Consider the following 25,211-nt stretch of genomic DNA (forward strand, 5'->3'; position numbering starts at 1 on the left):
GATGGGAATTTTTGATTCATTATATACTGGAGTTTCTGGGCTAGGTGCGGCTCAAATTCAAATTCAAGTTACGGGTCAAAACATAACAAACGTAAATAGCGACTACTACACAAGACAAAGAGCCGTGCAGTCTGCTGCTTATCCACTACATACCACTCCTGGGGATGTTGGTATGGGTACTAAGATAGATACGATAGTTAGAATTCACGATGAATTTACATTTGATAGATTAAAAACAGCGACTAACAACCTAGAAAATACAACATATAAACAACAAGTTTTGCAAGAGATAGCTCAAAGATTTCCTGATCTTAAAGATACTGGACTTATAAAAGATATGGAAAATTATTTTGGTGCGTGGAATGATTTTGCTTCTCATCCTTACGAGAGCTCACAAAAGACAAATTTGCTAAATTTAACTCAAATTCTAACTTCACGTATAAACGATACTGCAAATCAACTAGAAAAAGTACATACTACCGTAAATGATCAAGTAAAAACTACGGTTGATGAGATAAACCGTTTAGGAGAACAAATAGCTAAGCTAAATGCTCAAATTCAAACCGTAGAATCAAATGGAACAAGCAATGCAAATGATCTACGAGATAAAAGAGATCAGTTAGAACTAACTATGGCAAAGCTAGTAAATATCTCTACTTTTAAAAATGAGCTTTATAGCGATAGTACTGTGAGCGGAACATTAACAGATCAAGGTAAAAACTATAACTTAAACGTAGGAGGCATTACGTTAGTTGATGGCGTAACATTTCACCCGCTAAAACTCGAATCTAGCAAAAACAAAGACGGCTTTAGCGATATATTTTATGAACTAAATGACGAAACAAGAGTTGATATGAGCTCAAAGATAACAGGCGGAAAGCTAGGAGCCATTTTAGATCTTAGAGGTAGAACTACGGATGAAAATGGCAATATGCAAGACGGTATGATAACCGAATTTAGAAACAACCTAGACGCATTTGCAAAAACCCTTATTGAACAGACGAATAATATCTATGCAAGCTCGGCTCAAGATAAGATGAGTACTTCTGATATCCCTGGTATGAGAGATAATGCAACGCTTCAAAATATAGATAAAGATATAAAAAGCGGAAGTTTTGACGTGCTTATCTATAACGCTTCTGGCGAGGTTGTAGCTAAAAAAACCATAAATATCAACCAATCAACCACTATGAACGATACCAAACAAGGCAACTCTATAATCGGCGATTTTAACGCAAATACCGATGATAACGGTGATAATAACTTAAATAACGACGTAAATGATTATTTCGTAGCAAATTTCAGCTATGACGAAAAATCAAAAACAGGCAGCTTTAGCTTTACGCCAAAATATTCATCAGGAGAGTATAAGATCGCCATAGAAGACAACGGAACTAACTTTGCCGGTGTTTTTGGTCTTAGTAAATTTTTTGACGGAAATGACGCCTCTAGTATCAAAGTCGAGACTTCTTTGGCTAAAGATAGCTCAAAGATACAAGGCAACAAAGCTCCTATCGACGGAGATAACAGTATGGCGAACGCTATGGTAAATTTACAAAATATAAAATTAGATTTCACTTCAAAAAATGGCGTTACTAAAACTGAAACGATATCTGGGTACTACAGATATCTCACTACTGATATAGCAGCGAAAACAGAATCCGTAAATAGCATAAACAGCACAAATACATCTTTGTATAAGAGCGTGTATTCTGAGTTTCAATCAGTAAGTGGCGTAAATATGGACGAAGAACTTTCAAATTTGATCAAATTTCAGTCTCAATACGGCGCAGCGGCTAAAATCGTAACAACTGTAGAAAAAATGCTCGAAACATTGATAGGATTAAAGCAATAAATTATGAATAATAGTTATTTAAAAGATATCTTAGATGCACAGCTTGCAAGCAAAAATACGATAGCAAATTTATACTCTCAAGCCGATCCGCTTCAAATAGCATCCAAATTTAAAGATCCGTTTATAGCTTTGATCTGTGCGTTATTTGCGTATGGAAACGCAAAAATGATAGTTAAATTTCTAAATTCGCTAGATTTTGATATGCTAAATCTTAGCGATGATGAGATAAGAAGGATCGTAAAATCAAAAAACTTTTTGTATCGTTTTCAAAATAGCTCTGACGTAAGCGAGATCTTTATAACGATAAAACGCTTAAAAGAGTATGATTTACAAGGTATTTTGCTAGATAGTTTTAATAAACGATCTTTAATGGTAGATGCTATAAATGAGCTTATAGCTCAAATTTATAAATTGAATTCATATAAGAGCGACGGTTATGAATTCTTCTTTGGACGCGGGTTTGATAAAGAGCCTAAAAGTCCGTATAAACGCTACAATATGTGGCTTAGATGGATGGTAAGAGATAGCGACATAGATCTAGGACTGTTTAAAAGTCTACCAAAAAGCGAGCTTATACTTCCGCTTGATACACATACTCATAAAGTTAGTTTAGAGCTTGGTCTTTGCGATCGTAAGAGTTATGATTATAAGGCGGCTTTGTGTATTACTTCAAATTTAAAGATCTTCGATAGCAGTGATCCGGTAAAATATGATTTTGCGCTTTATAGGATAGGGCAGAGCAAAGAGCTTGAAAGAGTAAAATCTGGACTAAATAAAATTTAACTTTATTTTTGTTAGTATAACACTTATTAAAGGATGAAAAGTGTTTGAAACAATATTTAGAGAGTATGATATACGCGGGATCTATGAAAATGATTTGAATGAGCTCAGCGTAAAAGCTATCGGCTATTGCCTTGGAATCACTATGAAAAATCGCGGCGTTAAAAGTGTTAGCGTCGGATTTGATGCAAGACTTAGTGCTAGAGCTCTTTTTGGCTTTTTGGTCAGTGGTCTAAACAGAGCTGGACTTGAAGTTTTTGATATAGGTATGCTACCGACTCCAGTGGGATATTTTAGTGTTTTTACAGGTGTTTTTGATGCAAATATAATGATCACCGGAAGTCATAATCCAAAAGAATATAACGGTTTTAAGATTACTATTGGCGTTGAAAGTTTTTTCGGAGCCGATCTACAAAAATTAAAAGATAGCGTAAATGAATTTTTATCTAGTGGTGAAGTCGTAAAAGATGATTTTCGTGCAACCAAATTTGATGTTTTGAGTCGCTACGTTCAGTTTTATGAAAAAGAGTTTTCTCATTTAAAAGGACTAAAAACTAAGATTATTTGTGACTGCGCTAACGGAGTTGCTGGGATAGCCTTAGAAAGAGTCGTAAAAGCTCTTTGTCTAAATGCGACTTTGCTTTACAAAGAGCCAGATGGAAATTTCCCAAACCATCATCCAGATCCTAGTGAAGAAAGAAATTTAAAAGATCTTAAAACTGCACTAAAGGGTGAATTTGAGATCGGTTTTGGGTTTGATGGCGACGCAGATCGCATAGCTGTTTTAACCAAAAAAAGAGTTATAAAAGGTGATGATCTAGCCTATCTTTATGCTAAAAATATGAAAAACCCTAGAGTTTTAGGCGAGGTTAAATGCTCGCAAAATATGTATGATGAAATCGATAAGATCGGTAAATCTTTTATGGGAAAAACGGGTCACAGTAACATAAAAAAAGCGATGCGCGAATTAAATATAGATATGGCTGCTGAGGTTAGCGGACATATATTTTTCAAAGAGAGATTTTTTGGCTTTGATGACGCTATTTATGCGATGATAAGAGTTTTGGAGCTGGTTCAAAAAGGCTTTGAGCTTGACGCTGAGCTAGATAAACTTCCGGTGCTTTACTCAACAGATGAGATAAAAGTATCTACTAAAGACGAAACTAAATTTAAAATCATAGATGAGTTAAAAAAAGAACTAAATAAAAAAGATAATGGACTTCCAAATATCCTTGATATCATCGATATAGACGGCGTTCGGATTAAATTTAGCGATGGCTGGGCGCTTGTTAGGGCTTCAAATACGACGCCGGTTTTAGTCACTAGATTTGAAGCTAGTAGCCCAGAGTTTGTTAAACTTTTGGAAGAAAAAGTTTTAAATTTAGTAGAGGGTATAAAGTCAGAACTTAATTAAGGAGGGGGAGATCATGGAAAATAAAAAAGCAGTTTGCGTGATAAGCGGTGGAATGGACAGCGCTTTATGCGCATATATGGCTAAAAATGAAGGCTATGATATAATCGCACTTCACTTTGACTATAAACAAAAAACTATGAATAAAGAAAAAGATTGTTTTCACAAAATTTGTGAGTGTTTAGGTGTAAGCAAAAGAGTGATCTTAGACACTTCTTTTATAGCAAATATCGGTGGAAATGCTTTAACCGATCCAGATGTTAAAGTACCAAAAGACGGTGTAAAAAACGATCTTCCGATAACCTACGTCTTTTTTAGAAACGGAATATTCCTTAGTATCGCAGCCGCACTTGCGCAAAAAGAAAATTGCGAAGCTATATTTATAGGAGTCGTAGAAGAAGATGGTAGTGGCTATCCAGATTGCAGTGAAGAGTTTATATGTATGATGAATAGTGCTATAAATTTGGGTACCGGAGATAATAATATTAAAATCAGAATGCCTTTAGTACATTGCACTAAAGAAAATATCGTTAAAAAAGCGTTAGAGCTAAAAGTTCCTCTTGAGTTTACTTGGAGTTGTTATGATAGCGAAGATGAGGCTTGCGGTAAATGTGATAGTTGCAGACTCAGACTAAAAGGTTTTGAATTAGCAAATTTAGAAGATAAAATACCTTATAAAAAAGCTTGATAAAGGCTTTTTGCAAAGATAATATTTAACCTATATGTGATATAATCAATCCTAAAATTTTTTAAGGAAGATAGATGTATCGTTTCGCACCATCGCCTACAGGAGATATGCATATAGGCAACTTAAGAGCCGCTTTATTTAACTATATATGTTCGCTTCAAGATAAAAGTGGATTTATTTTACGTATAGAAGACACTGATAATGCTAGAAATATCGACGGAAAAGACAAAGAAATTTTTGATATTTTGACTAAATTTGGCGTGAAATGGGACACGCTGTATTATCAAAGTAAAAATCTCAAATTTCATCAAGAATTTGCGGCTAAACTTTTGAGCGAAAAAAAAGCGTTTTTATGTTTTTGCGATGAAAAAAGCTTAGAAGCTAAAAAAGAAGCTGCAAAGGCAGCTGGAGAACCGTATAGATATGATGGTGCTTGTGAGCATTTAAGTGACGATGAGGTGCTCCATAATCCTCATCCAGCAGCAGTTCGCCTAAAAATCAAAAATGAGCCACAAAGTTTTTATGACGCTATAAAAGGTGAGGTTAAATTTGAACCGCAAAACATCGATAGTTTTGTGCTTTTAAGAGCGGATAAAACTCCTACTTATAACTTCGCTTGTGCGATAGATGATATGCTTGAGGGCGTTACTTTTGTTATAAGGGGTGAAGATCACGTGAGTAATACCCCAAAACAAAATCTCATTCGTGAGGCACTCGGTTATACCGGTAAGATCGACTATGCGCACCTTCCTATCATTTTAAATAAAGAAGGTAAAAAGATGAGCAAAAGAGAAAATAGCTCATCTGTAAAATGGCTATTAGAAAAAGGTTATATGCCTGAAGCTATTGCAAATTATCTTATTTTACTTGGCAACAAAACGCCTTGTGAGATATTTAGTTTGAATGACGCCATAAAGTGGTTTGATATCAAAAATATATCCAAATCCCCAGCCAAATTCGATGAAGATAAACTAGCTCAGATAAATCGCGAACATATAAAAATGGCTAGCGATGAGAGATTAAAAGAGCTTGGATTTGATAAGCCTAGTTTGGCTAGATTTTATACTCAAGAAAGCAGTCTTATCCCAGAAATCAAGGCTAAAATAGATCAAATTTATACTCATAAAAATATCGATGGCGAGTGGAGCGATAATGCAAATTTGATAAAAGACGCTATACTAAATTTAGATATTCCTAGTAGTTTTGATGAATTTAAAAACGCTATCATTCAAAAGACGAATTTAAAAGGTAAAGCACTTTTTATGCCGCTTCGTCTTTTGCTAACAAAAAGTGAGCACGGACCTGAGCTAAAAGAGCTTTATGATTTTATAAAAGATGATATAAAGGAGATAGTATTATGATGGTTTTGAGTGTGTTTTTAGTAGCTGTGGCAAATTTACTTCATATCGTTATAACGGCTTATACTTGGGTGATTATAGCTGCAGCTCTTATTAGCTGGGTAAATCCAGATCCGTATAATAAGGTAGTTCAAATACTTTATCGCATCACGACTCCGGCTTACGAGTTGGTTCGTAAAACACGCATTCCAACTGTATTTGGCGGTATAGATATAGCTCCTATCATTGTGCTTTTAGTACTTCAGTTTTTAGATATGTTTGCTGTAGGATTACTCTTTGAAATCGCTAATAAACTTTAGTCTAATAACTATATTTTTCAGTTCTTTTTTAAATTCACAAGTTTTAAACATAGAAGAACTAAAAGAAGCCCCACGCGGTTTGGCAAGAGATTATTACATATACCGATATATTGATGAGAAAAAACCGAGTAAAAAAGACATAGCCCAGCTAAAACCTTATGTTTATAGATACGCCGGAAAGATAAAAAGCAAGATAGAAGATAAAGTAGGCGCCCCAAAGCAGGTTGCTTTGGATTGCAGTAGCATAAATGCAAACAATCTTTTAGAAGCGAATGCGACTTGTAAAAATGCGATCGTTACTACCAAATACTTGCAAACTCTTCCTAAAGAAAAGAGAAAGGAGTTGGCGGATAAATTTAAAACTGTATCGCCGTCTTTGGCAAATTTTATCATCGGTTTTGATATGCCAGATCCTGTTTTATACTATATAAATACTAACGATACTGCTAGCTATCTAAAATACTATAATGCAAGTAGAGATAAAGAGAAGTTTTTAAACGAACATAATCTTACTAGTGAATTTGTAGCGAAAATAAGCTCAAATCGGCAGTTTAAAGCTTTGATAAATGATATAGTGATAAATCGAAAATACAATGAGTTTAGGCATAATCTCATAAGAATTAGTAGTAGTGATCTTATCGATAGTGATGTCGCATTTTTACTTGGGCTAAATGCTATTTTATTTCATAGAGATGAAGATGCTTTGAGATTTTTTAGTAGTGCGGCAAAAAACGCAACTGCAGCTAGTAAAAGAGATAATGCAAATTTTTGGGCATATCTGATAACAAAAGATAAAAAGCTATTAAAAACCATAGCAAAAAGTAGCGATATAAATATCTATAGTCTTTATGCAAGAGAATTTAGCGGTGGCGGAAAGATAAAGATTATAGTTCCAAATCCAAAAATAGATACGCTATTAAATTATGACTACACCGATCCTTTAGCTTGGCAAAGAGTGAAAAATAACATATCTAAAATGGATAGTGCTGAGCTTTTAAAGTATGGAGCTAGATTTTTTACTAAAAGCACTATTGGCGAGTATAGTTATATAATGGAAAAAGCTCATAACTATAAACTTCACTTTTATCCGACTCCATTTATGGAAGATATCGGCTCAGATGATACAAAAAGAAAAGCTCTAATACTTGCTTTGGCTAGACAAGAAAGTAGGTTTGTACCGAGTGCGGTTTCGACTTCTTACGCACTTGGAATGATGCAATTTATGCCATTTTTAGCAAATCATATAGGAAAAAAAGAGCTAAAGATCAAAGGATTTGATCAAGATGATATGTTTAAACCAAGCGTTGCATATAAATTTGCAAATCACCATTTAGATTACTTAGAAAAGTATCTGAGCAATCCGGTATTTATAGCGTACGCTTACAACGGCGGTATAGGTTTTACAAAAAGAATGCTCCAAAAAGGCGATCTTTTTAACAAAAACAGCGTATATAAGAAGTACGAGCCGTTTTTATCTATGGAGCTAGTGCCTTATGCAGAGAGTAGAAACTACGCAAAAAAGGTACTTTCAAATTATATTATATATCTTGCTATTTTGAATTCCAGTACAAAGATTTCGCAATTTTTCGAAAATTTAATGATACCTGGAGCGAGCGAGAAGTTCCGTTTAGATCTATAATCCTATCAAAAGTAAGATTTAGCGTATCGCTATCGATTTGCGGTGCGCTAACTTTTAGATATTTACCCCACGGCATTTTAAATGTTGTTAGTTTTAAAAGAGGATCATCATCTGCTAAAACTTTTATCTTTGTAGCATTTGAGTCATTATTTACTTTAAATGATCTATAGTCTATAACGCTTTCTTTTGGGTAAATAGAAAGTATAAAATACTCATTTTGTTTATCTTCTAAAATATCTTGATGTATCGGATTTAAGTAAGTCGCTATAACTAGAAATTTATCATTTACGTCTTCAAATTTTTGTGTATATGCTAAAAGTTCATTTTTTAAAGGATCATGCACATATACTTTTTTAGGAGTGCAGCCTATTATAAACAATGGTAAAATAGCAAAAATTATAATTTTTTTCATCTAAATCCTTTTGGGCGATTATAACATATTTTTTAAATTTTTAAAATTTGGATTATATTTAATTTTGATAAGTATATTCAAAATAAGTTTAAATTTAGTATTGCTATATTATAATAATCGATATCAAAAAACTATCGAAGGATTAACAATGTCAGTACTAGTCATAGGTGCAGATGAAATAACCCCGATCAAAGCAGTTTTAAAAAATTTAGGTGCGGATAACATAGAGCATTGGGATGCAAGAAATGAAAATAGGGTAAATAGAAAACCTATACCGCAAGATACCCAGTGTGTTGTTATGCTAACTAGTTTTTTAAATCACAATACGATGAAAAAAATCAAATGTGAAGCTAAAAAACGCAATATTCCGATCGTTTGTGCAAAAAGAAGCGTAAGTTGTGTTTTTTGTGAATACTGCAAAGTTTTTGGATTGGATAAAGAGTTTGGGTGTGTAGATAAATGAGCTTTGGGTTTGATAAAACGAGCGATATATTTCCAAATTTTTATAGTAAACTTTGTTTGGAAGATAGACTAAAAATATTTCTATCTCTTTACAATTGTTTTGTTGGTGATGAGCTAAAAATTCCTAATAAATATGCAAAATATTCAAAATCCATAAGTGATATTTTTACAAAAAGAATAGACGATCTGTTGTATAAAAATAAATTTAGCGTTAAAAAATGTATTAGTTTTTGTTTTACATCAAACGCTATAATAAACGCGTATCTAAATGGTAAAAAACTTCCGGTTTTTGCAAATGAGCCAAAAATGAAAGTAGCCAAACTCATAAAAAGTGTCTATAAAAATGGTGATTTTTATCTAAATTTAGATGCTCAAATTTTGTTTTTTAACTATGTATTTGACAAGATAAAAAGAAGACATCCAGATAAACAAATCGATATAAAAGACAATCTGCTGATCTTAAAATCAGATGGCAAGGGCATTCTTGGAGTGCTTCCTATCTTTAAAGAGATAAGCTTTGAGCGAAAAGATGAACTCACAGAAGAGATCGATATAGCAAAAAGTATGGAATCTATGAGCTTGGATCTATATATAGTTTTTCCTAGACATTCTAAATTTACAAAACATATAGAAGTAAAAGGATGTTTTAGGAGTGGTGCTAGACTTAAACTAGTTCCTTATAGTGTTTGTAATAAAATTTATAATAAAGGAAAAAGATGACAGGTATAATTTTTGGTAGTAGTATGGGAAATACTGAAGAAGCGGCAAATTTGATAGCTTCTAATTTAGGTATCGATAACGTACTAAATGTAGCTGACACTGACGCTAAAACTATAAACAGTTTTGACAAACTTATCATCGGTAGCTCTACTTGGGGAAGTGGAGATTTGCAAGATGATTGGGATAGTTTTGACTTTGATAGTTTAGATGTGAGTGGTAAAACTGTGGCTTTATTTGGTTTGGGAGATAGCTCAAGCTACGGCGATACGTACTGTGACGCTATGGGGATCATCTATGATAAGCTAACCAAAAAAGGAGCAAATATCATAGGTCAAGTTTCTACTGACGGATATAGTTTTGATGAGAGTAGATCGGTAAAGGACGGTAAATTCGTAGGACTTGCGCTTGACGCTGACAATGAGAGCGACCAGACTGAAGAACGCATCAAAAAATGGACTGAGTCTATAAAATCTCAAATTCTATAATAAATTCGCCTTTTTAGGCGAATCATTCTACAAATTTCCCATAAAATAAGACAAACATCGGATATATTTCATATTTTTTAATTTTAAAAGTTTTGTTTTGATACAATAGCGCAATTTTTAATCAAAAAAGGTAAATTTTGCGTAAATTTGATAAATTCAATAAATACGATCTTAGATGGACTATGTCACTTTTTGGTACAGCAGTCGGAGCTGGAATTTTGTTTTTGCCTATAAAAGCTGGAGCAGGTGGGATATGGCCTGTTTTTGTTATGGCTATTTTGGCTTTTCCTATGACTTTTTTAAGTCATAGAGCTTTGGCTAGATTTTGCAACGCTTCTGCTAAAGAGCAGAGCGATATAACAGATGTTTGCGAAGAGTATTTTGGTTTTAAGTGGGGTTATATTATCACTTTTTTGTACTTTTTTGCATTTTTTCCAGCTTGTATAATGTATGGTGTAGGCATAACAAATACTGTTATAAGTTTTATGACTTATCAGCTTGGATTTGATGAGCTTAACCGTTTTTTGGTCTGTTTTATAGTCATAACTTTGATGATGTTTGTTATGATTTTTAATGAAGATTTGGTTATAAAAGTCTGTGAATGGCTGGTTTATCCGCTTTGTGCTTTACTTCTTATATTTTCTTTATATCTTGTTCCACACTGGAAATTTGACGTTTTTTCATATGTGCCAAGTATAGAAAGCTTTGGTATAACTATATGGCTTGCACTTCCAGTTTTAGCTTTTGCTTTTGAGCATACGCCGGCTATCTCGACGTTTGCGCTTAGTATGCAAAGACATTATGGAGATAAGCATAAAGATTATAAATGCAATCAAATTTTATTTTACAATGCCGGACTTTTGCTATTTTTCGTAATGTTTTTCGTGATTTCTTGCGTCCTAAGCCTAGATAGAAATGATTTCTTACTAGCTGCTGAGCAAAATATACCTATAGTAAGCTATTTTGCAAACAAGCTAAATGAGCCACTTATTAGCTATTTTGGTCCTATTATCGCTATTTTAGCGATCTCTACGAGTTTTTTCGGGCATTATTTTGGTGCTAAAGAGGGATTAAACGGGCTTGTACATAAGACTTGCGTTAAATTTGGTAAAAAAGAGCCGAACAAGAAAAAGATCGCTAAGATAACTGCTATATCTTTTTATATAGTTATGTTTGTTTTATCGTATTTAAATCCTAGCATATTAGGTATTATCGACACTTTAGCAGGTCCAGTGATCGCGGCGATCTTGTTTTTACTACCGATGATCGGTATATATAACGTGCCTGCTCTTAAAAAATATAGAAGTAAATTTGCAGATCTGTTTGTAGTGCTTTTTGGAAGTGCGACGATACTGACTGTTTTGTTCAAGATATTTTAAATTTAAATTTTATCTGATATAATTGCAAGCTTAAAAAATAGATTAAGGATCACAATGGGACGAGCATTTGAATATAGACGTGCTTCAAAAGAGGCTCGTTGGGATAAAATGAGTAAGCTTTTTCCAAAATTAGGAAAAGCTATAACAGTGGCTGCTAAAGAAGGCGGAATAAATCCTGAGATGAATCCAAAACTTCGTACCGCAATAGCAACGGCAAAAGCTCAAAATATGCCAAAAGATAACATAGACGCGGCTATAAAAAGAGCAAATGGAAAAGATAGTAGCGATATAAAAACTATATTTTATGACGGAAAAGCGGCACACGGCGTACAGATAGTAGTAGAAGCCGCGACCGATAATCCAACTCGCACCGTAGCAAACGTTAAAGCGATATTTAGCAAAAACGGTGGAGAGATGCTGCCTAGTGGAAGTTTAAATTTTATGTTTTCTAGAAAAGCAGTCTTTGAAGTAGTAAAACCAAGCGGAGATATAGAGGAGTTGGAGCTTGAGCTCATCGACGCTGGACTTACTGATATAGAACAAAATGGTGAAACTATAATCATATACGGAGATTATACTAGTTTTGGTACGCTTAGCGAAGGTATAGATAAAATGGGGCTTGAAGTAAAAAAAGGTAGTTTGCAATTTATCCCAAACTCAACTGTAAATTTAGATGAATCTGCTTTGGGTGAGCTTGAGCGACTACTAGATAAACTTGAAGACGATGATGACGTGCAAGCCGTTTATACAAATATAGAATAAGTTAAATTTAAAAAAAGGAATATAAATGAGAGAAGAGCTAAAAGTTTATGAGATAAACAAAGACGAGCTTGCAAAGCTAAAATACGCCGTGATAAAAACAGATAAGGGCGATATGATTGCGGAGCTTTTTGCAGACGAAGCGCCTCAAGCCGTAACAAATTTTGCTACTTTGGCAACAAGCGGATTTTATGATGGACTAAATTTCCATAGAGTTATACCAAATTTCGTTATCCAAGGCGGTTGCCCATTAGGTACTGGTACTGGAGGACCAGGCTGGAGGATAAAATGTGAATGCGTAAATCAAAAACATAGACATCTAAGAGGAAGTCTATCTATGGCGCATGCCGGACGTGACACCGGTGGAAGCCAGTTTTTCGTATGTCATAGCGCTCAGCCTCATTTAGATGGCGTTCATACTGTTTTTGGTATTCTTATAGATGAAGATAGCAAAAAAATCTTAGACTCTATAAGACAAAATGACAAGATACAAACAATTGAAATAAAAGAAAAACTGTAATAAATATATTATCTTATTTGTTACTTTTACAAAATGCCGATAACAGTTTATATTGATATCGGCAAACATGTTTATTAAACAAAATTCCAGGCAATGTTACCATTTTTAACACTAAATTTAGTATATAAAGTTATTTTATGGTGTTTAATAAAAAATAATATTAATTTATGCTATGCTTTTTGGCTGAAAAATCAAAAGGAGATATTTTGAATACTGCTGCTGTTAAAAATAAACAGCCCCTCTTCGTAAGAACAGTTACAAATCTTGCTTTTTGGGTTGTGCTTGGTATAGCTTTGGGTATCATTGTTGGTTTTGCATGGCCAGATCTTGGCGTAGCTAGTAAGCCAGGAATCGACTGGTTCATCAAAATTCTAAAATGGATGATCGGTCCTATCATATTTTTGACTATAGTATCTGGAATCATAGGGCTTGAAAGCCTGAAAGAAGTCGGTAGTATAGGCTTTAAAGGTTTTATATATTTTGAAGTAGTAAGCACAGTAGCTCTTGCTGTTGGTATCGGCGCGGCTATATTTTTTGCACCAGGATCTGGAATGAACCTTGATGTTAATGCTCTTGATCCAGCAAGCGTCGCGAAATACATCAAAGATCCAAAAGAGGTAGGCTCGACTCTTGCCATACTAAAGAGTGCTATCCCAAGTGATCCTATAACTCCTTTTATCAAAGCAAATACGCTTCAAGTGTTATTTATGGCGATCGTAACTGCTATAATATTGTCATTTTTGCCATTAAAATACAAAAAAACTTGTATGAAACCACTTGAGTTTGCTCAACACTATGTGTTAAAAATATTAGCATGGTTTATGTGGTTTAGCCCTATTGCGGCGTATTCTGCTATGGCGTATTTGATAGGCAAATTCGGTTTATCTTCGCTTCTTGGAATGATCCAACTGCTTGCTGTTATGGCTGTAGCGTGTCTTATATTTATATTTGTAGTTTTGGGCATTATATGCTATTTTGCAAAGGTAAATATATTTAAATTTATGCGATTTATAGCAAAAGAAGTTTTGGTCGTATTTGCTACAAGTTCTAGTGAAACTGCTCTTGGGCCACTAATGAAAAAGCTTGAGGCTGCTGGTATATCAAGAGGTTGTGTGGGGCTTATCATACCGACTGGATATTCGTTTAACTTAGACTGTACGAACATATATTTATCTATGAGCGTTATATTCTTAGCTCAAGCTTTCAATATAGATCTTAGCTTTACACATCTTCTTAGCATACTTATCATTTTGATGATAACTTCTAAAGGTGCAGTTGGCGTAACTGGATCTGGATTTATCGTGCTTGCAGGAACGCTAGGGGCATTACATGATGTTATACCAGTAGTAACTGTCGCAGTACTGCTCGGCGTGGACAAATTTATGAGTGAAATGAGGGCTGTAGGAAACCTTTGTGGAAACTCTGTGGCTTGTCTCATAGTCGCTATCTGGGATAAAAAGATAGATATGGAAAAATTCCGTTATGCTCTAGATCATCCAGATGAGTTTAGCTTTCACGCGTAATTAGACTATCTATGTAGGCTGGATAATCCTAGCCTACATAAGTTCTATCTTTTTTCTTGACAATTTTACGATCCCGTTATTTTCAAAGCTTTTTAAAATCCTGTTAATGACTTCTCTTGAAGTACCGATGATATTTGCTAGTTCTTCGTGAGATAAATTTATTATCCTGCTTTTTTGAGATTGTAAATAATGTAAAAGTCTTGTATCTAGTCCTAAAAATCTAATATCTTCTATAAGAGCCGCTAGATGTTCCATACGTTTTGCGTATTGATCAAAAACGTATCTTTGAAATGCCCCATCATCTACAAACATTTTTGCTATTATTTTAGTTGGTATTATGTATCCTTCAAGATCTGTTTCGGCTATAGCCGTGCCTATGGCAGGAACTGAGTTTAGTGTACTTGTGAAGTTTACATTACACTGTTCGCCTTGAGAAAAATAATATAAAAGTATACTTTGTCCGCTTTCATGCGTTCTTACGACTCTTACTCTTCCTTTTGTAAGAAACATAAGTTTTGGGCATTCGTCTCCTTGTCTGTAGAGTTCTGAACCGACCTTGATTTTTACGAAAATCGAGTTTTTATCTAAAATTTGTCGGTTTTGCGGAGATAATAACGAGTAAAATTTAAAACTTTTCATAGCTACTCCTTTGCCAAAATGCTAAATTTAGCTCATCTTACATAAATTTAGTTAATGATTCGAATTCGTCAGTCAAACTATCAACAATAAGATTATATTAAAAAATCAAATTACATTTTGTGACAAAGGTTACATACTCAAAAAACAAATTTCAATAAACCTATAAAATCATATCTCAATCAAGGAGAGAAAATGTCATATTTAAGACGAAATTTCTTAAAAGGCTTAGCACTAAGTAGTGCCGCTTGCGCGTCGCTCAAAGCAGACGAGCTTCTAAGTCCGGTGCAAAAAGTCGCTCATGCAAGTAACTTTGAACCGTTTTACGCTCTAACTCAAGATGGGAAGATCATAGATATACTTCCTCACCCTATGGACAAACGTCCTACTGCGATGACAAAAATGTGGCTAGATAGAGTTTATTCACCTACAAGGATCAAATACCCTTGCGTTAGAAAGTCGTATTTAGAAAGCAAAGAAGGACACGAAAGACTAAGAGGCAAAGAGGAATTTGTACGCGTTAACTGGGATAAAGCTTTAGAACTTGTAGCAAACAAGATCAAAGAAACCCCAAAAGAAAATATCTATAACGCTACTTATATAGGCTGGAGTCATCCAGGTGGAATTCACTCATGTCCGTCGCTTTGCGGTAGATTTTTCAATGTCGCAAAACGTGGAGCTATCGGTACAGCTGGAGAGTATAGCAACGGCGCTGCAGGAGCTGTAAATGTCGATATAATAGGCGACGTTGAGGCGTATTCGCTTCAAACTACTCACGAGCAAATTTTAGAAAATACTAAAACTTACGTGATGTGGGGAGCTGATCTTTTTAAATGCAATAAAATAGACACGAAAGTACCAAGCCGTGAAAACGATCTTTACTATCCAAAATACGCAAAAAGTGGTATAAATTTCATATCAATAGATCCTATCTATACTGAAACCGCTCAAATGCTAAAAGCAAGATGGATAAAAATAAGACCAAATACCGATATAGCTTTGATGTTAGGTATGATGCACCATCTTTATACAAGTAGTAAATACGATAAAGAATTTATAGCAAAATACACAGATGGATTTGATCAGTTTTTACCATATCTTTTAGGCAAAACAGATAAAACTCCAAAAACTCCAAAGTGGGCTAGTAGTATTACTGAGATAGATGAAAAGACTATCATCGAGCTTGCAAATTTATTTGTCAAAGATAGAACGTTTTTAGCTGGAAATTGGGCTATGCAAAGAGCTCAGCATGGAGAGATGGCTGACTGGTGTTTGATAGTTTTAGCTAGTATGATAGGTCAGATAGGGCTTGCAGGTGGTGGAGTTGGATTTTCCATGCATTTTGGCGGTGGCGGACAAGCTAGAGCCATAGTAGGAACTCCAGCAGGAATATCTCAAGGTAGAAACATAGTAGAAGATAGAATTCCCGCTTCAAGGATAGCTGATGCTATTTTAAATCCTGGTAAAAAATACTCATATAAAGGTAAAGAAAAAGTCTATCCAACCGTCAAAGTTGCTTACGTAGCAGGCTGTAGCATAGTAGGACATCATCCAGATACGAATAATATCATCAAAGCTCTTCGCACTCTAGATACTTTCGTAGTTCAAGAGCCGTGGTGGACTCCGACTGCTAAGATGGCAGATATAGTTCTTCCAGCTTGCAGCACTTTAGAGAGAAACGATATAGCTATGGGCGGGGTTCATGGTAAAAACGGCGTTTATGCGATGAAAAAAGCTATCGAGCCACTTTATGAGTCAAAGAGTGATTTAGAGATATTTTCATTGCAAGCAATGCGTTTTGGCAAGAAAGTTTATGACAAATTTACCGATGAAAAACCAAACGAGATGGATAAGATAAAATATGAGTATGATATATCTCCAACTGCGCAGCTTATGAGCTTTGAGAAGTTTTGGGAGCAAGGATATATCGAACTTCCTAGAAACGAAGAGTCGTATAAATTTGTACGTCACGCTAAATTTAGAAATGATCCAGTAGCAAATAAATTAGCTACTATAAGTGGCAAAATTCAAATCACCGTTCCTAAATTTAGCGAATTAAAATATAAAGATTTTAGCAGATATCCGACTTGGATAGAACCTGATGAGTGGCTAGGTGATAAAAATCGCAAATATCCGCTTCACTTGCTAAGCCCACATCCAAGCTATAGAGTGCATTCGCAAGGCGACAATACTTATCTTAGAAGCTTTTATAAGATAAACAATAGAGAGCCTGTGATGATAAATCCAGATGATGCTAAAAAATACGGTATATCTCATGGCGATAAGGTGCGTGGTATGCTCCAGAAAACACGACCGATGAAAAGCCAAGATGTGTAAGCGGTCATATAAATGTACTTACAAGCAACCGCCCGACTTCAAGTATGGCACAAGCGACTAGCGTAAATACGAATTTAGTCGGTATCAAAAAAGCTGCGGGTGTAATTCCGCCAAATCCAGCTTATAATCCACCAAAAATAATAGAGGCATAATTATGAAAAAAATATTTTTAATCCTAAGTTTAGCGGCCTATGTTTTTGCCGGTACTGTTTTTGTAAAAAGTGATGAAAATACTCTTAAGCTAAAAGATGCAAAAGTGTATTTTGGCAGTCCTGCGATGGTTCTTAAAGAGAATTCTCAAAGCAAAATAGTTAAATTTGAGGGCTACTTTGATAGTACAAATCCAAACGTGTTGTATGCTACAAAGAGTTTTAAGCTTCCGCTTGTCGAGAGTAAAAATCTCACCAAAAACGGTGAAAAAGCAAGTATTGAGCTTGAACTTCCAAATACGAATTTAACTAGCGATCAAGCATTAGCGTGGGAAGATAGCGGCGATATATTTTACGATAAATGTACAAAATGCCACGGAACGCACGCCCCAAAAGAGTTTGATATGCTTAGCTGGGAGGGGCTTTATGTCAGTATGAAAGATAGAGCTCAGCCAACCGATAATCAAGAAATGCAAATTTTAAGATATCTTTATGCTCATGAAAACGACGGTATTTTAGAAGAAAAATATATTTTTACCGTTTTATTAAAGCTTAGGATGAAATATCCTAAGCTAAATTTATATTTTTAGCTTTTTGTTAGAATTTTGTCGTAATTTTCTGTTAGAATTATAACAAGGAGTTTATCTTGAAGCTTATAGATATTTATAACAGAATTTATACTCGTATAGAAGAATTTAAGATCTATATACTTATAATGGCTTTTACGGCTATATTTTTGGGTATATCGATATTTAGTTTAAACCGCGTTAAAGACGAGTTTGTATCTTTAGCAAAAAACTATAGAACTACTATCGTCGCAGAACTATCAAACTATGTAACAGAGTGGATGAACTCGAGAATTTCTAGCGTAAATTCCTATTCCACCATACTCTCAAGCTTGATTTTAGATGATAATATCACCACTGATAGAATGTATGATTCCATAGATATTTTGAGCAAAACAAATCCTATGTTCGATACGTTTCAACTCTACATTGAAAACGACAGACTTCTTATACATGCTAGAAAATATCTAGTGATAGATCAAAAAGATCTAGATAGGATAGCTAAATACGAATGGTATAAAGATACGAAAGATCGCGATATAACTACTATCAGAGTTATGCCAAACCATAAAGTATTAAACGAAAAAACGATAAATATATGTTCTCCCCTTAAAGCTAATGGTAAATTTAAAGGAGTGCTATGCGGAATAATAAAAACAGATAATATCCTAAAACAGATAAAAGGCGTGGATAAAAATATCGTTTCTCATCTATTTTTGATGGATAAAAATCATGATATCATCACTTCGTATTATCAACCAAATCCATTTGTAAATGAGTTAAAAAATATAGATAGAAATTTCACTTCTAAAGAATTTATAAGTCAGGGTATAAAAGTAAATGTACTAAAAACATCTACACAAGACTGGGCGGTCGGAGTTGGGATAAATGAAAACGCCATCATTCAAAAAAATCTAATCGTAGTCGCAAAGACGTCTATGGCGATATTTGGTTTTTTTATAATTCTGATCATAGTAGCAAATTTACTTCATAATTACTTATATACTAAGATAAATAAACGCAAACAAGAGTATGAGTTTATACTCACTCATTTATATAAAAGTAAAAAGCGATGAAAATTATATTTATATCGAAGTAAGCGACTTTGCAGGTGGTATAAGTGATGAGCAAGCGCCTAAACTCTTTTCAAATTTAAAAATCAGTAAAAAGAAAGGCGGTAGCGGTATCGGACTGTATTTCGCTAAAAAAATAGCAAATACGAAGCTAAGCGGCGATCTAACTCTTGTTAGTAAAAAAGATCCGACTGTATTTGAACTAAGGATAAAAAAATGAGACTGAAACTTTTAAATGAGATAAATATTTTGGTTGCAGAAGATGATGATATGGCAAGAGCTGCTATTTTTGACAAATATCGAAAATAAAATTCTTTGGCTATTTTGTTATAATATAAATATGGTAGTAACTTACGATATGATAGAAGATTACGCTCATGAGGGATATGAAGTCAAAAAAAGGCTCTATCCATACGGCGGTTTTAAGGCTCAAAAAGCATCTTGAGGGCATAAATGTAGAAAACGTATCTGGCAAGGGTTATATCCTTAAAAAATTTAGTGAAAATTAAATTTGATGTAAGATTTTGGTTAGATGCTCTTTGTATAATTTCATTAAATTTAAAACAAAGGATCAAAGATGAAGCTTAGAACACTAGTAAAAAAATGTTTAGCTGCAAGCGTTGCTTTCGTGGCTATAAATGCAAGCGCGTTTAGCGAGGGAGTGGATTTTGTAAAGTTAGAAACACCTATCCCAAACTCTGATGGCTTGGTCACAAAAGTATATAGTTACGACTGTCCGTTTTGCTATAAATATGACAAAGCAGTCACAAAAGCGGTTATGCAAAAACTACCCGAGATGAAATTCGATCCTATGCACCTTGCTACAAAAGGTAAATTCGGCAAACAAGCTAGTGAGCTTTTTGCGGTTTTGATAGCTAAGGATAACACTTCAGGTACGAGTTTATTAGATGATAAATCACTGTTTAAAAAGGCTAAATTCGCATACTACAAAGCCTATCACGACAAAAAAGAGAGATGGGGTGGAGATGCTAACACTCAAGAAAACGTAAATGCATTTTTAAGCACTGGACTTGAAGCTTCTGGTATAAATAAAGACGATTTAGAAGCTGGATTGAAAGATGAAAAAGTAAAAGCTATGCTTGAGAGATGGGGAATGGACGCAAATAGCGGATATGCGTATGGTGTGGCAAAGATCCAAGGCGTTCCTGCGTTTGTAGTAGATGGAAAATACCTTATCTATACAAAAGCTATCAAAGGTATAGATGCTATGGCTGAACTTATAAAATACCTACATACATTAAAATAAGGTCGTTAAAATGGAGTTTTTCAAGGACTTAAAAAGTGATCCGATAGGCAAAATAGCCTCTTTACAAGATGAAAGAGCTATCTGGATAATTATGGTCGCGGCTATGGGCGGGCTAGTTATAGTCGCTCATAGCTTGTTTCAAAACTATGTTTATATGGCACCTTGCGAACAGTGCGTTTATATAAGGTTTTCTATGCTCGTTATGGCTCTTGGCGGCGTTATTGCTGCTATAAATCCTAAAAATATTATCCTAAAAATTATCGGATATATTTTGGGATTTTATGGAGCTATCATAGGAATGATGTATTGTATAAAACTAAACTCTATACATCACGCAGTTCATAGTGAAGATCCTTTTGGAGTACAAGGCTGCTCAGCTGAGCCTAGTTTTCCTTTTGGGCTTCCGCTTGATATATGGGCGCCTGATTGGTTTAAGCCGACTGGGGATTGTGGATATGATAATCCTATAGTTCCTGATGGCGTGAGTCTTTCATGGCTTAGGCAATGGTTTGTAGATTTTTATAGTGAGGGTTGGTATCTTATCCCTTCGCTTAAGTTTATGAATATGGCGCAAGCTTGCTTTATAGCTTACGCAGTTGCTTTTGTGTTGCTTTGTGCTATGCTTATTTGCTGGATAGTAAAATCAAAAAAAGCATAATAACGCATTTTTATCCCATGCGTTCTTATAATTCCTTAAGCTTTTAAGATAAGTTAAAAGACGAAACTTGATTAAATTTATCTTAAAATCTGATAAGTTAGTTTTTATATCTAATCTGCTACAATATAAAATGTTTTATATTAAGGAGAGTACTATGAAAAAATTACTTTTTTTAGTTGCCTTATTTAGCTATAGTTTTTTAAGTGCTTATGCAAATGATTTGCTAAAAATTGCTACAAATGGGATGTTTAATAGCAATAGTTTTGGTGCTAAAACATTGAATACCAAAGAAATGCAAGAGATTAAAGGCGGGTATCAATTATATACTATTGATGACTCTTCTAATGGTTTAATGATAGCTATTGCAATTCCTAATGATACGACGGAATTAAGTTCAATTATGGCAAGTAATGGAAATTTAATTTCTTTTTTGCCAGATACAAATACAGTTGGAATATGCGGTTTGGGTGTTACAGAATGTTATCAAAATAAGACAACTAAATCACATTGGGAAAATAATATAGCAAGATTTTATCAATACACTAGTGCACTTGGACCATATACGCTTGCTCAAGGATATTATTTATCATTTATAGTTAGTAGAAATATTGGGATCAATGCACAAGGACAAAGATATTCATATTTTACATATACGCCTACAGCCATCAATTTATATAACGGCAGTGTTGGTTATCCAAACACCAGTTTAGATAATCCTATTATCCGTGAAATAAAAGCAAATGTAGAAAAGAATTTTACCGATAGGTTAGGTGGATTATGGATAAGATAGGAAATTTAGCTACCATAAGCAGTAATTTATATGATTACAACAACTGGATGGATAAGATAAAAAATTTTGTTGGTAATAATGCAAATTTAGATAATAGCCAAGATGGTATAAAACCATATAAGATAAGCTCAAAAGATGTGAAATTGGATTTAAAATTAAATTTAAATGAAGTAGAAAAAGAGAAGGTCATTAAAGCATTTGGTTATCAAAAAAATAGCGATGGCACATATGGATATGCACAAAAATTTGATATCATCAATGGCGATTTATCCTTACTAAGCTATCAAGAGCGAGTAAAATTAACTGGATTAAATGAGTATAGACCGCTAAGTGGATTTACTAGATATAGCGCTGATAAAGTAAGCATTTGGGGCAAGATAACTGGGCTTGATCCAAATTTTAGTAAAGAAGAGATTAAGGATTTGGTAGATTTTATAGATTTAAGTGGTGGTATAGCAATAGAGCAAATAGAAGCACTTCAGTATAATCCAAATCCAAAAAGCCGCACACTTAGAACCACGCCATACACAGTAGAAGAGTTAGCCCTACAAAATGCCAACTCCATAATAAGCCCTTGGCAAATTTATGAGCTTAATGGAGAGCTACCACACACCATATCCTTACTAGACTCAGACCTTAGCGTAGAAGACTTCAAAGCCAAGTGGGCAAAGCATGTCATAAAGATACAATATGGGTTAGATATAAGCGATGAAGATGCTAAAAATGCAGTGAATATTTTCAAAGAGCTAAAAGCTGGTGAATATAAAAATGATAAGTCAAATTTAAATGAAGCTAACAAAGAAGATACAAAAAAGCCCTTTACACCAATCCAAGGCTTTTCATTAAATAATAAAACTTATCAAGATGAAGCCATAGAGAGACTAAAAAAGCTTTACGAGATGATTAAAAGCGAATTTGATAATGGCAAAACGGAGCTTGAGATATTAAAGCAACTAGCAAAATTAAATTTAAAGGTATAAAAAGGCTATTAAATGGATATTAAAAATGCAGCTACTCCCATATATGACCCTTCTATTAGAGCAGATAGAGCTTTGTATGATAAGAGAGAATTAACCTTGTTAAATCCGCCAAATGACTTTGGATTGCTAACGCAGATGAAGCAATACCATAGTGATGGGGCTACAAAAGGAGCATATAGAAGTAGCTTAGATAGTAATTTTTTAATTTCAGGCTTAATCCAAAACACCACTGGCATATTTAAAGGATCAGTTACTGATTTTAATGCTAAAATCAACTGGAAAAACACGGCTAATAATGCTTTAACAGACTTTAATCTAGCTTTGGGTAAAGATTTTAAAAACTCAACTTTTAGCAAATCGGAATTAGAAAATATCGGTTTGAATTTAGAAAATATGCCAAATTTAGGCGATAATATAGATAAAAAGGACGCTTTTAATATATTTCTATACCAAAATATAGATAAATATATAGATGTTGATTACGCTATAAAAGATACACTTAATCCTGGGAATTATAAAAAAGGAGATGAAGCGCAAGAAAAACAGATAAAAGATTTTGTCAAATTTCAGCTTATGTCGCATTGGAAAGATAGCCCTGATAGTATGGAATTTATCAAAAATTTAACCAAAGATATGGATTTAAATGGGGTAAAATTAGAAGAAAATAAGACAGATAATCCCCAAACCAAAGCACAAAATGAGCCACAAGCTGATGAAAAAAGAACGCCGATAAAAGGCAAAAGCAGTAATAGCTCAACTTATAGTAGCAAAAGGCAAATTTACTCTGACGCTTTTAAGAGATTTGCTAATTTACAAAATTTAGATAACACTTCTATAACAACCCTTTTAAACAGCATAAATAAAAGCAATATTAAAGTGTAAATCTAAGTTTAATTTAATAATTATTTTAATATTATTTAGAGAATAAATCTATTTTAAATAATCATTAAATATACTTAATAAAGCAAGTGAGTTTTTTATAGATAGATCATTGTATGAAGTACCCAGCCGCCAAAGAGCTGGGCTTCTTACGCTGAGACTGCCCATAGTGTTGCTTTGGTTTTTAGCAAATCCCATTATGGATTTTACAGAAGTTTAAAAAATCACTTTTAATGCTTATGTATTCTCCGAAGCTGAGGTCATAAATCTTTACAAAATCTCCTTTATGATTTAAAACAACTACAAAGTGTGGAAATCTTGGGTCATCTTCTATTTTTACGATTATGGGAATATTTATCTTATTAAATATATTTCTACTAATTTGATATCCAGTTGCAAGGTAACCTATCTCATTTAAAACATCTTGTAGCTGAGCAAAGCTAACCATATCTGTATTTTGCTTGTTATTTCCATCATTTTTAAATTTATTTAGAATGTCGTCTTCTTTATATTGCTTTATATCTATCATATTTAAAAGAGTGGCGATACTAGCGGCACCGCATGATTCTTTGTATTGTTGCCTAATAACGTTTCGATTTCTTATCTCATAATATGATTTTACAATAAATTCAGCATTTATTAAACTTCAAATTTAGTCTCTATTTTGCTTAGTGATGAGCTATTTTAAATTTAATTTATTTTTTGATGTAAGAAATATGTGACAATGCATACTTTATTATACAAAACACTTTTAGCTACTGCTTCTTATTTTTATATTTATTATGAGTTTAATCAAAATAATTATAATACTAAAAAAAGGAGTTTTTATGATATGCAAAGCAGATAAAAACGATGCTAAAAAGGTCATAGAACTTTTAAATTTAGCTATGGAAGATATCGCTTTTAGTTTGAGCGGTACGTCAAATTTAGAACAAAGCAACCAAATTTTACAAGAGTTTTTTACAGGCGAAAATAATCGCTTAAGCTACAAAAATATCTTAGTTTTTAAAGATGCTCAAAAAGTAGTAGGCGCTATTTGCTCTTATAATGGCTTAGATTCTAAAAGGCTAGATATTCCTTTTATAAAAAGACTTGAGGACTTAGGCGAAGAGCCAAACATCAAACAAGAATGTACTAAAAACGAACTTTACATAGATAGCTTAGCAGTAGATATAAACTATAGAGGACAAAAGATCGCTACAAAGCTTATAAGCGCTGTTTTTGAGAGAGCAAAAAAGCTAGGTCTTAGCAGAGTATCTCTTATAGTAGATGCTAAAAAACCAAAAGTAAAGAGATATTATGAAAGTTTGGGCTTTTGTGGTAGTAATGAGCTTGAGATCTTAGGACACAAATATACATATATGACAAAGGATTTGATATGAAAAAATTTGAAGTAGAAAATGTAAATTGCGAACGTTGCGCAAATACCATAAAAAGCTCGCTAGAAGATGATTTTGGATATATAGACGTAGATATGAGCGTAAAACCTAGAGTGCTTAGCTGCGATCTACTTGATAAAGACGTGGAAAAATTTAAAAACGAATTAAATAACTTAGGATTTACCGTTATAAAAGAACTTTAGGAGA

28 protein-coding genes and 1 pseudogene are annotated in these 25,211 nt (G+C 33.8%); 26 read left to right on the forward strand and 3 right to left on the reverse strand.

Translation table 11 applies throughout. The annotated features are described in order from the left end of the window. The first annotated feature begins 1 nt into the window (after position 1). The 7 genes from flgK (at position 2) to CHHT_RS02020 (ending at position 8,030) form a co-directional block, all read left to right on the forward strand. Positions 2-1,855 (forward strand): flagellar hook-associated protein FlgK, encoded by a 1,854-nt coding sequence (gene flgK / locus CHHT_RS01990; protein ID WP_074898795.1) that lies wholly within the window; start codon positions 2-4, stop codon positions 1,853-1,855. A 3-nt stretch (positions 1,856-1,858) separates the two neighbouring features. Further along, complete coding sequence (locus CHHT_RS01995; protein WP_034962241.1) at positions 1,859-2,638, forward strand: TIGR02757 family protein; 780 nt, start codon at positions 1,859-1,861, stop codon at positions 2,636-2,638. A gap of 40 nt (positions 2,639-2,678) precedes the next feature. After that, positions 2,679-4,049 (forward strand): phosphomannomutase/phosphoglucomutase, encoded by a 1,371-nt coding sequence (locus CHHT_RS02000; RefSeq protein WP_074898794.1) that lies wholly within the window; start codon positions 2,679-2,681, stop codon positions 4,047-4,049. A 13-nt stretch (positions 4,050-4,062) separates the two neighbouring features. Next, the gene (gene queC, locus CHHT_RS02005) at positions 4,063-4,734 is read left to right on the forward strand and encodes a 7-cyano-7-deazaguanine synthase QueC (RefSeq protein ID WP_034962239.1); all 672 of its coding nucleotides are present in this window, start codon (positions 4,063-4,065) and stop codon (positions 4,732-4,734) included. A gap of 74 nt (positions 4,735-4,808) precedes the next feature. Continuing rightward, positions 4,809-6,095, forward strand: a complete 1,287-nt coding sequence (gltX, locus tag CHHT_RS02010; protein ID WP_064019641.1) for a glutamate--tRNA ligase — start codon at positions 4,809-4,811, stop codon at positions 6,093-6,095. After that, complete coding sequence (locus CHHT_RS02015; protein ID WP_034962578.1) at positions 6,095-6,391, forward strand: YggT family protein; 297 nt, start codon at positions 6,095-6,097, stop codon at positions 6,389-6,391. Before gltX ends, CHHT_RS02015 begins: the two co-directional genes overlap by 1 nt. After that, positions 6,369-8,030 (forward strand): lytic transglycosylase domain-containing protein, encoded by a 1,662-nt coding sequence (locus tag CHHT_RS02020; RefSeq protein ID WP_034962237.1) that lies wholly within the window; start codon positions 6,369-6,371, stop codon positions 8,028-8,030. Before CHHT_RS02015 ends, CHHT_RS02020 begins: the two co-directional genes overlap by 23 nt. Here the strand turns inward: CHHT_RS02020 and CHHT_RS02025 are convergent. After that, entirely contained in the window at positions 7,942-8,442 is a 501-nt protein-coding gene (locus CHHT_RS02025; protein WP_034962235.1) for a hypothetical protein, read from the reverse strand. The genes CHHT_RS02020 and CHHT_RS02025 overlap by 89 nt on opposite strands. Before the next feature lie 148 nt (positions 8,443-8,590). On the opposite strand from CHHT_RS02025, the gene CHHT_RS02030 reads away from it, so the two are divergent. The 7 genes from CHHT_RS02030 to CHHT_RS02060 all read left to right on the forward strand — a co-directional run bounded on the left by CHHT_RS02030 (position 8,591) and on the right by CHHT_RS02060 (position 14,290). Next, on the forward strand, positions 8,591-8,905 hold the full coding sequence (locus CHHT_RS02030) for a DUF2325 domain-containing protein (RefSeq protein WP_034962233.1): 315 nt from the start codon (positions 8,591-8,593) through the stop codon (positions 8,903-8,905). After that, positions 8,902-9,624 carry a hypothetical protein gene (locus tag CHHT_RS02035; RefSeq protein ID WP_034962231.1) on the forward strand — a complete coding sequence of 241 codons (723 nt, stop codon included), beginning with the start codon at positions 8,902-8,904 and terminating at the stop codon, positions 9,622-9,624. Before CHHT_RS02030 ends, CHHT_RS02035 begins: the two co-directional genes overlap by 4 nt. Next, a complete protein-coding gene (gene fldA, locus CHHT_RS02040) occupies positions 9,621-10,109 on the forward strand; it encodes a flavodoxin FldA (RefSeq protein WP_034962229.1) in 489 nt (162 codons plus the stop codon). Before CHHT_RS02035 ends, fldA begins: the two co-directional genes overlap by 4 nt. Positions 10,110-10,291: 182 nt before the next feature. Next, positions 10,292-11,488, forward strand: coding sequence for an aromatic amino acid transport family protein (locus CHHT_RS02045; RefSeq protein WP_051663739.1), 1,197 nt, complete (start codon positions 10,292-10,294; stop codon positions 11,486-11,488). Between the two features lie 54 nt (positions 11,489-11,542). After that, complete coding sequence (locus CHHT_RS02050; protein ID WP_034962225.1) at positions 11,543-12,250, forward strand: YebC/PmpR family DNA-binding transcriptional regulator; 708 nt, start codon at positions 11,543-11,545, stop codon at positions 12,248-12,250. 25 nt (positions 12,251-12,275) lie between these two features. Continuing rightward, on the forward strand, positions 12,276-12,767 hold the full coding sequence (locus CHHT_RS02055) for a peptidylprolyl isomerase (RefSeq protein ID WP_034962223.1): 492 nt from the start codon (positions 12,276-12,278) through the stop codon (positions 12,765-12,767). A gap of 167 nt (positions 12,768-12,934) precedes the next feature. Then, positions 12,935-14,290: a cation:dicarboxylate symporter family transporter gene (locus CHHT_RS02060; RefSeq protein ID WP_104064409.1), complete on the forward strand. Its 1,356-nt coding sequence runs from the start codon at positions 12,935-12,937 to the stop codon at positions 14,288-14,290. Between the two features lie 33 nt (positions 14,291-14,323). On the opposite strand, the gene CHHT_RS02065 is transcribed toward CHHT_RS02060, so the two are convergent. Beyond that, positions 14,324-14,929 (reverse strand): Crp/Fnr family transcriptional regulator, encoded by a 606-nt coding sequence (locus CHHT_RS02065; protein ID WP_034962218.1) that lies wholly within the window; start codon positions 14,927-14,929, stop codon positions 14,324-14,326. A 192-nt stretch (positions 14,930-15,121) separates the two neighbouring features. On the opposite strand from CHHT_RS02065, the pseudogene CHHT_RS02070 reads away from it, so the two are divergent. The 10 genes and pseudogenes from CHHT_RS02070 (at position 15,122) to CHHT_RS02115 (ending at position 23,628) form a co-directional block, all read left to right on the forward strand. Continuing rightward, a pseudogene (locus tag CHHT_RS02070) lies at positions 15,122-17,415 on the forward strand (molybdopterin-dependent oxidoreductase). 2 nt (positions 17,416-17,417) lie between these two features. Further along, on the forward strand, positions 17,418-18,002 hold the full coding sequence (locus tag CHHT_RS02075; RefSeq protein ID WP_034962216.1) for a hypothetical protein: 585 nt from the start codon (positions 17,418-17,420) through the stop codon (positions 18,000-18,002). 56 nt (positions 18,003-18,058) lie between these two features. Beyond that, entirely contained in the window at positions 18,059-19,054 is a 996-nt protein-coding gene (locus CHHT_RS02080) for a cache domain-containing protein (RefSeq protein ID WP_167540830.1), read from the forward strand. Further along, a complete protein-coding gene (locus CHHT_RS02085; protein ID WP_167540831.1) occupies positions 19,011-19,271 on the forward strand; it encodes an ATP-binding protein in 261 nt (86 codons plus the stop codon). Before CHHT_RS02080 ends, CHHT_RS02085 begins: the two co-directional genes overlap by 44 nt. 69 nt (positions 19,272-19,340) lie before the next feature. Continuing rightward, positions 19,341-19,496 (forward strand): hypothetical protein, encoded by a 156-nt coding sequence (locus CHHT_RS02090; protein WP_232051100.1) that lies wholly within the window; start codon positions 19,341-19,343, stop codon positions 19,494-19,496. A gap of 132 nt (positions 19,497-19,628) precedes the next feature. Continuing rightward, positions 19,629-20,318 (forward strand): thiol:disulfide interchange protein DsbA/DsbL, encoded by a 690-nt coding sequence (locus CHHT_RS02095; protein ID WP_034962213.1) that lies wholly within the window; start codon positions 19,629-19,631, stop codon positions 20,316-20,318. Positions 20,319-20,328: 10 nt separating this feature from the next. After that, positions 20,329-20,976: a protein-disulfide oxidoreductase DsbI gene (gene dsbI / locus CHHT_RS02100; RefSeq protein ID WP_064019643.1), complete on the forward strand. Its 648-nt coding sequence runs from the start codon at positions 20,329-20,331 to the stop codon at positions 20,974-20,976. 154 nt (positions 20,977-21,130) lie between these two features. Then, positions 21,131-21,766, forward strand: coding sequence for a bacteriocin (locus CHHT_RS02105; protein WP_034962210.1), 636 nt, complete (start codon positions 21,131-21,133; stop codon positions 21,764-21,766). Then, positions 21,754-22,746 (forward strand): Cj0814-related protein, encoded by a 993-nt coding sequence (locus CHHT_RS02110; protein WP_051663731.1) that lies wholly within the window; start codon positions 21,754-21,756, stop codon positions 22,744-22,746. The genes CHHT_RS02105 and CHHT_RS02110 overlap by 13 nt, the downstream gene beginning before the upstream one ends. 12 nt (positions 22,747-22,758) lie before the next feature. Further along, the gene (locus CHHT_RS02115) at positions 22,759-23,628 is read left to right on the forward strand and encodes a hypothetical protein (RefSeq protein ID WP_034962208.1); all 870 of its coding nucleotides are present in this window, start codon (positions 22,759-22,761) and stop codon (positions 23,626-23,628) included. Positions 23,629-23,809: 181 nt separating this feature from the next. Here CHHT_RS02115 and CHHT_RS02120 read toward each other — a convergent pair whose 3' ends face one another. Continuing rightward, positions 23,810-24,265, reverse strand: a complete 456-nt coding sequence (locus CHHT_RS02120) for a C39 family peptidase (protein ID WP_051663730.1) — start codon at positions 24,263-24,265, stop codon at positions 23,810-23,812. Positions 24,266-24,452: 187 nt separating this feature from the next. Here CHHT_RS02120 and CHHT_RS02125 point away from each other — a divergent pair, with 187 nt between their 5' ends. Beyond that, the gene (locus tag CHHT_RS02125) at positions 24,453-25,007 is read left to right on the forward strand and encodes a GNAT family N-acetyltransferase (protein ID WP_034962206.1); all 555 of its coding nucleotides are present in this window, start codon (positions 24,453-24,455) and stop codon (positions 25,005-25,007) included. Beyond that, positions 25,004-25,207: a heavy metal transport/detoxification protein gene (locus CHHT_RS02130; RefSeq protein ID WP_034962204.1), complete on the forward strand. Its 204-nt coding sequence runs from the start codon at positions 25,004-25,006 to the stop codon at positions 25,205-25,207. The genes CHHT_RS02125 and CHHT_RS02130 overlap by 4 nt, the downstream gene beginning before the upstream one ends. Positions 25,208-25,211 lie beyond the last annotated feature (4 nt).

It is taken from the genome of Campylobacter hyointestinalis subsp. hyointestinalis, assembly GCF_013372145.1.
GTDB lineage: Bacteria > Campylobacterota > Campylobacteria > Campylobacterales > Campylobacteraceae > Campylobacter > Campylobacter hyointestinalis.

Bases quoted from the DNA above. Each gene is read 5' to 3' on its own strand.
- flgK (WP_074898795.1), top strand. From the start codon at position 2: ATGGGAATTTTTGATTCATTATATACTGGAGTTTCTGGGCTAGGTGCG.
- CHHT_RS01995 (WP_034962241.1), top strand. From the start codon at position 1,859: ATGAATAATAGTTATTTAAAAGATATCTTAGATGCACAGCTTGCAAGC.
- queC (WP_034962239.1), top strand. From the start codon at position 4,063: ATGGAAAATAAAAAAGCAGTTTGCGTGATAAGCGGTGGAATGGACAGC.
- gltX (WP_064019641.1), top strand. From the start codon at position 4,809: ATGTATCGTTTCGCACCATCGCCTACAGGAGATATGCATATAGGCAAC.
- CHHT_RS02015 (WP_034962578.1), top strand. From the start codon at position 6,095: ATGGTTTTGAGTGTGTTTTTAGTAGCTGTGGCAAATTTACTTCATATC.
- CHHT_RS02025 (WP_034962235.1), bottom strand. From the start codon at position 8,442: ATGAAAAAAATTATAATTTTTGCTATTTTACCATTGTTTATAATAGGC.
- CHHT_RS02030 (WP_034962233.1), top strand. From the start codon at position 8,591: ATGTCAGTACTAGTCATAGGTGCAGATGAAATAACCCCGATCAAAGCA.
- CHHT_RS02035 (WP_034962231.1), top strand. From the start codon at position 8,902: ATGAGCTTTGGGTTTGATAAAACGAGCGATATATTTCCAAATTTTTAT.
- fldA (WP_034962229.1), top strand. From the start codon at position 9,621: ATGACAGGTATAATTTTTGGTAGTAGTATGGGAAATACTGAAGAAGCG.
- CHHT_RS02045 (WP_051663739.1), top strand. From the start codon at position 10,292: ATGTCACTTTTTGGTACAGCAGTCGGAGCTGGAATTTTGTTTTTGCCT.
- CHHT_RS02050 (WP_034962225.1), top strand. From the start codon at position 11,543: ATGGGACGAGCATTTGAATATAGACGTGCTTCAAAAGAGGCTCGTTGG.
- CHHT_RS02055 (WP_034962223.1), top strand. From the start codon at position 12,276: ATGAGAGAAGAGCTAAAAGTTTATGAGATAAACAAAGACGAGCTTGCA.
- CHHT_RS02060 (WP_104064409.1), top strand. From the start codon at position 12,935: ATGCTATGCTTTTTGGCTGAAAAATCAAAAGGAGATATTTTGAATACT.
- CHHT_RS02065 (WP_034962218.1), bottom strand. From the start codon at position 14,929: ATGAAAAGTTTTAAATTTTACTCGTTATTATCTCCGCAAAACCGACAA.
- CHHT_RS02075 (WP_034962216.1), top strand. From the start codon at position 17,418: ATGAAAAAAATATTTTTAATCCTAAGTTTAGCGGCCTATGTTTTTGCC.
- CHHT_RS02085 (WP_167540831.1), top strand. From the start codon at position 19,011: ATGAGTTTATACTCACTCATTTATATAAAAGTAAAAAGCGATGAAAAT.
- CHHT_RS02095 (WP_034962213.1), top strand. From the start codon at position 19,629: ATGAAGCTTAGAACACTAGTAAAAAAATGTTTAGCTGCAAGCGTTGCT.
- dsbI (WP_064019643.1), top strand. From the start codon at position 20,329: ATGGAGTTTTTCAAGGACTTAAAAAGTGATCCGATAGGCAAAATAGCC.
- CHHT_RS02105 (WP_034962210.1), top strand. From the start codon at position 21,131: ATGAAAAAATTACTTTTTTTAGTTGCCTTATTTAGCTATAGTTTTTTA.
- CHHT_RS02110 (WP_051663731.1), top strand. From the start codon at position 21,754: ATGGATAAGATAGGAAATTTAGCTACCATAAGCAGTAATTTATATGAT.
- CHHT_RS02115 (WP_034962208.1), top strand. From the start codon at position 22,759: ATGGATATTAAAAATGCAGCTACTCCCATATATGACCCTTCTATTAGA.
- CHHT_RS02125 (WP_034962206.1), top strand. From the start codon at position 24,453: ATGATATGCAAAGCAGATAAAAACGATGCTAAAAAGGTCATAGAACTT.
- CHHT_RS02130 (WP_034962204.1), top strand. From the start codon at position 25,004: ATGAAAAAATTTGAAGTAGAAAATGTAAATTGCGAACGTTGCGCAAAT.